The organism is Halothiobacillus sp. (assembly GCF_027346185.1).
Lineage (GTDB): Bacteria > Pseudomonadota > Gammaproteobacteria > Halothiobacillales > Halothiobacillaceae > Halothiobacillus.
The window spans coordinates 1-6,136 of sequence record NZ_DAIESY010000134.1 but is presented as its reverse complement, the minus strand read 5'-3'; the positions used below and the strand labels follow the sequence as shown (position 1 = coordinate 6,136).

General features: G+C 56.0%; 6 protein-coding genes. 4 read left to right on the top strand and 2 right to left on the bottom strand.

Translation table 11 applies throughout. The features are described from left to right. Positions 1-341 precede the first annotated feature (341 nt). Positions 342-1,037, bottom strand: a complete 696-nt coding sequence (locus tag M7R55_RS09595) for a methyltransferase domain-containing protein (protein WP_298220191.1) — start codon at positions 1,035-1,037, stop codon at positions 342-344. A gap of 50 nt (positions 1,038-1,087) precedes the next feature. After that, positions 1,088-2,743, bottom strand: a complete 1,656-nt coding sequence (gene nadB, locus M7R55_RS09590) for an L-aspartate oxidase (protein WP_298220190.1) — start codon at positions 2,741-2,743, stop codon at positions 1,088-1,090. A 173-nt stretch (positions 2,744-2,916) separates the two neighbouring features. Here nadB and rpoE point away from each other — a divergent pair, with 173 nt between their 5' ends. From rpoE to M7R55_RS09570, 4 genes are all read left to right on the top strand, one after another. Continuing rightward, a complete protein-coding gene (rpoE, locus tag M7R55_RS09585; protein ID WP_298220189.1) occupies positions 2,917-3,543 on the top strand; it encodes an RNA polymerase sigma factor RpoE in 627 nt (208 codons plus the stop codon). A gap of 64 nt (positions 3,544-3,607) precedes the next feature. Beyond that, on the top strand, positions 3,608-4,270 hold the full coding sequence (locus M7R55_RS09580; RefSeq protein ID WP_298220188.1) for a sigma-E factor negative regulatory protein: 663 nt from the start codon (positions 3,608-3,610) through the stop codon (positions 4,268-4,270). Between the two features lie 3 nt (positions 4,271-4,273). Further along, positions 4,274-5,398, top strand: coding sequence for a MucB/RseB C-terminal domain-containing protein (locus tag M7R55_RS09575; protein WP_298220187.1), 1,125 nt, complete (start codon positions 4,274-4,276; stop codon positions 5,396-5,398). Continuing rightward, positions 5,398-5,949 (top strand): SoxR reducing system RseC family protein, encoded by a 552-nt coding sequence (locus M7R55_RS09570; RefSeq protein ID WP_298220186.1) that lies wholly within the window; start codon positions 5,398-5,400, stop codon positions 5,947-5,949. The genes M7R55_RS09575 and M7R55_RS09570 overlap by 1 nt, the downstream gene beginning before the upstream one ends. Positions 5,950-6,136: the final 187 nt, after the last annotated feature.

The following is a 6,136-nucleotide window of genomic DNA, read 5'->3' as shown; positions in this document are numbered from 1 at the left end:
AGCCGGCTCCCGATCACATCTGGCGTCATTCCCCCATCGGCAAGGCTGCGCACACTACACCACCCACCCCGCGCTAGGACAACTCAGAAGGGGACATTTCAGCTTTGGAAAAAAGGGGACATTTTAGAATTGGGTTGACAGTGCGATTACTTTGTAAATGCTGATTTATTCCATCCTTGGAATAAATCAGCTCGCTCATCGCGGTACACGCCCGCGATGGCGCTCACGAATCAAAGACGTACGTCTTTGTTCGTGTTGGGGCATCCTGCCCCAAACGGGAAGCACAGAATAAATCAGCGCTTACCTTTCGTTGTTGCAGCGTAAACGATTGATCGGGTGCCTCAGAGCGAAGCGCGTAATTGCCACAGGCATTGGCCGCTGGAGCGGTATTTATGCTCAAAGGGTGTGAGTGATTGTGAATCGTTTTGCAGGCGCTGTATCGTTGATTTTTTGTTATGGAAATTGAGTGAAAGCGCCATTTCTTCGAGATAGATCGGCCAGTTGCTGCGACACTCAAATTCTCCACCCAGCGCCAATAAGACCGGGAAAATCGGATGAGCATGGAACCGTCGCATCAAATGTTTGGGTTTGGGTTCCGGGTTGGGATAAAGCAGATAATGACGTTCAGGCCGCCAGCCCGCTTGGTTTGCCAATCGCCAGAAATCGAGAAGATCAGCCCGTAACAGCAAACAGTTATCAGGTGTGTGCTCTCGCTGGCGGGAAAGCCGGTGTTCTGAGCGGTCGATGCCGATGATTTGATGCTCGGGAAACATTTGCGCCAGCGCGCGTGAACTATCCCCCGTGCCACAGCCTGAATCCAGAATCAATCCGCCTTTCCTTTGCAAAAGCCAATCTTGCGCACGATCAAATGCGGCCCGGTTGTAGTCTGTGATGGGTTTGGCCCAATCACTTCGGCTGTATTTGGCGATTTGTGCCAGCAAATGTTCGTGTGGCGCTGTTTGAGCGGAAACGACCGGGCTCGAATTGCCTGGTGTGGGCGGTTGGTTGTGCATGAGTTGATTGAAATGATTCGGCATGGCAAGAGCATACAACAGGACGTCTCAGCCACCTCGTCCCGACTGACCGTTTATGGCGCAGATGCGGTAACCCGTTGGGATTGCGGGGTACAAATCGTGTTGATGTGCGCCAGTTCCGGATTGCTTTCAGGGTAATCGCGGGTGAAGTGCAGTCCGCGACTTTCATGGCGGGCGAGTGCCGATTTCACGATCAAATCCGCGACTTCGACCAAGTTGCGCAGTTCGAGCAGATTTTTGCTGACGCGGAAGTGGGCGTAATAATCCTGAATCTCGCGCCGGAGTAACGCAATCCGGTGTGCGGCGCGTTCCAGCCGCTTGGTGGTGCGGACGATGCCGACGTAATCCCACATGGCGCGGCGCAGCTCATCCCAGTTGTGGCTGACGATGACAGCCTCGTCGGGGTCGGTTACCTGACTGTCGTCCCAATCAGGAATGGCAGGAATGGCAGGAATGGGATGGGTTGCCGATTTGGGCGAATCGTGCCAGCTGACGATATCCTGCGCAGCCGCCTCGCCGTAGACCAGGCACTCCAACAATGAATTGCTGGCGAGGCGGTTCGCCCCATGCAGGCCGGTGTGGCTGGTTTCACCGATGGCGTACAAGCCCGCGATGTCTGTGCGTCCGTGCTTGTTGACCACAATCCCGCCACAGGTATAGTGTGCTGCCGGCACCACGGGCAGGGGCTGACGGGTCATGTCGTAACCGTATTGCAGGCAGCGTTCATGAATCATCGGAAAGTGTTCTTCGATGAAGGCCTTGCCTTTGAAGCTGATATCCAGATACACACAATCGGCCCCGGTGCGTTTCATTTCCGAGTCAATGGCGCGGGCAACGACATCGCGCGGTGCCAGTTCGGCATCCGGATGGTAGTCGGGCATAAAGCGCGTGCCATCGGGTAGCAGCAAAACCCCGCCTTCGCCCCGTACAGCCTCGGATATCAGGAAGGATTTTGCCCGTGGTTCGAACAGACAGGTGGGATGAAACTGCATGAACTCCATGTTGGCCACCCGGCAACCCGCGCGCCAACCCATCGCGATGCCATCGCCCGTCGAGCTATCCGGATTGGTGGTGTAGAGATAGGCCTTGGCAGCCCCGCCTGAGGCAAGAATGACTTGGTGGGCTCGTACGGTCTGGACATGATCCGACTTGATATCAAGCACATAAGCACCCACGCAGCGATTGGGTTGGTCGTTCAACCCTAAGCGGTGCGTTGTGATGAGGTCCACGGCGAGCTGGTGTTCAAAAAGCGTGATGTTCGGTCGCGCATACACCGATTCGAGCAAGGTTTCGATCAGAGTCCGCCCGGTGTGGTCGGCCGCATGGGCGATGCGACGCGTGCCGTGCCCGCCTTCGCGTGTCAGATGGAGGTGCTCTGATTCACCTGTGCTGGACTCACTGGAAAACGGCATACCAAGCGAGAGCAACCAGTCGATTTGTCTCGCTCCCGATTCGACGACTCGCCGCACAACATCGACGTCCGGCAAATCGCTTCCTGCGCGGCAGGTGTCACGGATGTGCTGTTCCACGTCTTCAATGCCCCCCAATGCCGCAGCGATCCCGCCTTGCGCCCACGGGGTGCTGCCTGAGTTGATCGGCCCCTTGCTGAGAATTGCGACTCGGACATTGGAGGGTAATCGTAGTGCGGCAGAAAGCCCGGCTGCTCCCGAACCGATGATAAGAACGTCTACAGGTGGGATTTGGGTCATTGGGAGCATTGATTCGGCTTGTCGATTGAACTTGAATGATGCGAGTATACTAGGCCAGTTAAGCCTTTGGGTTGCCGTTGTTTATGCGCGTCTGTCGATGCTGCGGTTAAAGACCGGCAACATTGGGCATTTTTTATTTGAACGGGCCACGAGGCTCGCTGGTATGAGGCTTTATGGCCACTGAAACGACCCCCTCGGTCACAGACCAAGCCACGGATCAACCCACAGATCAACAACTGGTGTTGCGCGCCCAACAGGGCGATCGCCGTGCGTTCGATTTATTGGTGCTCAAATACCAGCATCGCGTTCTGCGACTGGTCGGCCGCTTCGTTCGAGATCAGGATCAAGCCTTCGATCTGGCCCAGGAAGCGTTCATCAAGGCCTATCGCGCACTCGGGAATTTCAGGGGTGAAAGTGCGTTCTACACCTGGCTGTATCGCATTGCGGTCAACACCGCGAAAAACCAATTAGTTGCGGACGCTCGAAGTGGTTATTCGGTTTCACTGAACTCTGGTGGCGGAGATGAGTCAGATGAAGCATTACCCGAGCCGGAGGCTCTTCGCGACCATGCCAGTCCAGAGGATATGGCGGCCACACAGGAACTGGAAGCCGAGATTCGGGCCGCCATCAGAGCATTGCCCGAGGATTTGCGTACGGCCTTGACTCTGCGCGAGATGGAAGGCCTGAGTTATGAAGAAATCGCGGTCGTGATGAACTGCCCGATCGGTACCGTGCGATCCCGGATTTTTCGGGCGCGTGAATCGGTCGAGGAACGCATCAAGCCGTTGCTGGATTCCTGAGCCGGGATGAGTTTTGAATCGTGCGAAATCCGTTTGACACAACCCTTCTATCTGGGGGAAATCGATGAATACCCAACATAATGCCCACATGCCACTGCCTTCGACGCCCGAGGAAGCCCTTTCAGCCTGGTGGGACGATGAGTGCATGCCACATCAAACCGATCGGCTGATGTCTGTAGCCGCTAGTGACGCGCGTCTTAGCCTGCGCTGCTATTCCCTGATCGGGGCTGCCCTGCGTCAGGAGCATCTGGATAATCGGGATGTATCGGCCTTGATTTCGGCGCGGCTGGCCGAAGACGAAGGTCAGGCTCAGCAACTCGCGCAGGATCTGGCTTCGACGAGTCGCGGGCGGGTGTTGCCGTTCCCGCAATCTCAGGTTCGTCGCTCGATGAATCGCTGGCGTGGCGCGATTGCCGCTTCATTCGTCGCCGGTCTGGTTGGGGTGGGTATCTGGATGATGCCGCAAAATACACCGGAGAATGCGTTGATTCAGCAGGCCCAGAATGTCCCGGCGAATCTGCAGCAGCCCTCAGCCACAAACAGTACCGTTCAGGCTTTACCGGTGGTGGCTCGCGTTACGCCGGGCACGGTTTTGCCGAGCTGGGCCCAGGCACCCGTGCGCAAGGCGCCGATGGACCCTTACCTGATGACTCATTTTGAATCTGTTTCTCCGGATCTTTCCGAAGTGATGCCCTCATTACGCATGACCAGCTTTCAAACGGAGTAGCGGATGACTCGAGGCATTTTCTTAGGCCTGCTTTGTTCGCTGACTGTTATCGGTGCGGTTGAAGCGGATACATTTGAGTCTGGGACTTTTCAGGCGCGTGTGCTTCTTGTTGCCGATTCATCTGTTCAGCCGGTTTCGGAGCCCGGTGCCATACAGCTATTGAATGAAATGACGCAGGCGATGGAGAAGACCGACTATGCCGGTACTTACGTTCATTTGCGCGGGGATCAGATCGATACCACGAAACTGTGGCATCGCGCGACCGCCAATGGTCAGCAGGAGCGTCTGCAGACCATGAGTGGCGAGCCACGCGAAGTCATCCGACATGGTAATCACTGCGAATGTGAGTGGCCTTTGCGCAAAGAAGTGGTCTTTGGTGATTTTCCCAGCGTGCGTTCACGACTCTCCGGCGAGCGTTTTGAACAGCCGGAAGCGCTGGATGCCAATTACCACATCGTCAATCTTGGCCTATCCCGCTTAGCCGACCGTGCCTGCCATTTGGTTGGACTGGTGCCGCGGGATCAGTTTCGTTATGGCTACAAACTGTGCATCGATAATGAGTCGCGCCTGCTGCTACGCATGAGTATCTACAACGATCAGGGGCGGCCGATCGAACATGACTTCTTCACCGAAATCCATTTCCGCCCACAGGGAGACACTACACCTTCTCAAGATTGGCCAGACATCCCGATGGACACGCCGCAAACCATTCCTCCAGGCTATAAGGTTGTTGAGCGAGGGCAGTCCCAGCCTGCCGAGCCCTTGACCCCTGAGGAGGGATGGGTTGTGTCTCCTGATTTGCCTGGCTATAAGATCAAAAGTCGGGTTTGGCGCACCAACCCGGTTACCGGGCATCGCTTTGAACACATGGTGGTGACCGATGGTCTATCGACTGCTTCGGTCTTCGTAGAAGACATGCCTCAACCCAAGGCGCTTGATCCCGATGCGGCCAAATACGGCATGAACATCGCCGTACGGCAGGTCGGCCCTGTTCGTCTGACCGTCATCGGTGACTTGCCCATGGCAGCAGTCGAGCAGATTTGCAAACACACCGTGCTCGCGAAGGATGCCAACACCGAGCGCGGGGAACGAAACCCGATGCAGACCCCGAATCAGGAAGCACGCTGATGAACCGTCAACCTCATGATCCCTCGCTCCTGAACCAGCCGACCATCGGCTCCGTGCCCTATGCAGAACATCGTCTGGCTGGTTTGGCGTCGAACGGATCAGATACCGCCGATATTCAGGAAGAAGGTGTTGTCGTTGCTGTTACCGCAGATGGGGTATGGGTTGAAACCCAGCGCCAAAGTGGCTGCCAGTCCTGCTCTTCCCGCGGCGGATGCGGTGTGGGAATCATGCAGAAAGCACTGAATCGACGGCAGCACAAGGTGCGTGTACAAACCGACCAGCCGGTACAGGTCGGTGATCATGTTCGATTGCTGCTGCCTGCAACCGCCTTGGTTCAAGCTTCTGTGCTCATGTATTTTCTGCCGCTGTTGGGTCTGATTCTGGGGGCCGTGGCAGGTCAATTACTCTTTGCCTCCGACGCTGGCTCCATAGGCGGCGCAGTGGTGAGTTTCACCGCTGTGCTGCTGTTCATCGCTCGTCAGCAAAATGGTCTTTCTCGCAGCGGTCGTTATGCACCCCGTATTGAACGGGTTCTGTTTAAGTCCGCATAGATACTTGCTGTATAGTGGACCCCGGTTTCCAGACATTAAATTAAGCTGGTAGCCTGCCTTAAAAAGGAGCAGGTTGTGAGAGAAACGAAGCGCAAGCATTTTTGTGGTGAGTTCAAGGCCAAGGTCGCCCTTGAAGCGATCCGTGGCATCAAGACCGTGAATGAAATTGGTCAGGAATTTGGGGTGC

Excerpts from the sequence above, each read along its gene's own strand:
- M7R55_RS09595 (WP_298220191.1), bottom strand. The coding sequence starts at position 1,037 with ATGCCGAATCATTTCAATCAACTCATGCACAACCAACCGCCCACACCA.
- nadB (WP_298220190.1), bottom strand. The coding sequence starts at position 2,743 with ATGACCCAAATCCCACCTGTAGACGTTCTTATCATCGGTTCGGGAGCA.
- rpoE (WP_298220189.1), top strand. The coding sequence starts at position 2,917 with ATGGCCACTGAAACGACCCCCTCGGTCACAGACCAAGCCACGGATCAA.
- M7R55_RS09580 (WP_298220188.1), top strand. The coding sequence starts at position 3,608 with ATGAATACCCAACATAATGCCCACATGCCACTGCCTTCGACGCCCGAG.
- M7R55_RS09575 (WP_298220187.1), top strand. The coding sequence starts at position 4,274 with ATGACTCGAGGCATTTTCTTAGGCCTGCTTTGTTCGCTGACTGTTATC.
- M7R55_RS09570 (WP_298220186.1), top strand. The coding sequence starts at position 5,398 with ATGAACCGTCAACCTCATGATCCCTCGCTCCTGAACCAGCCGACCATC.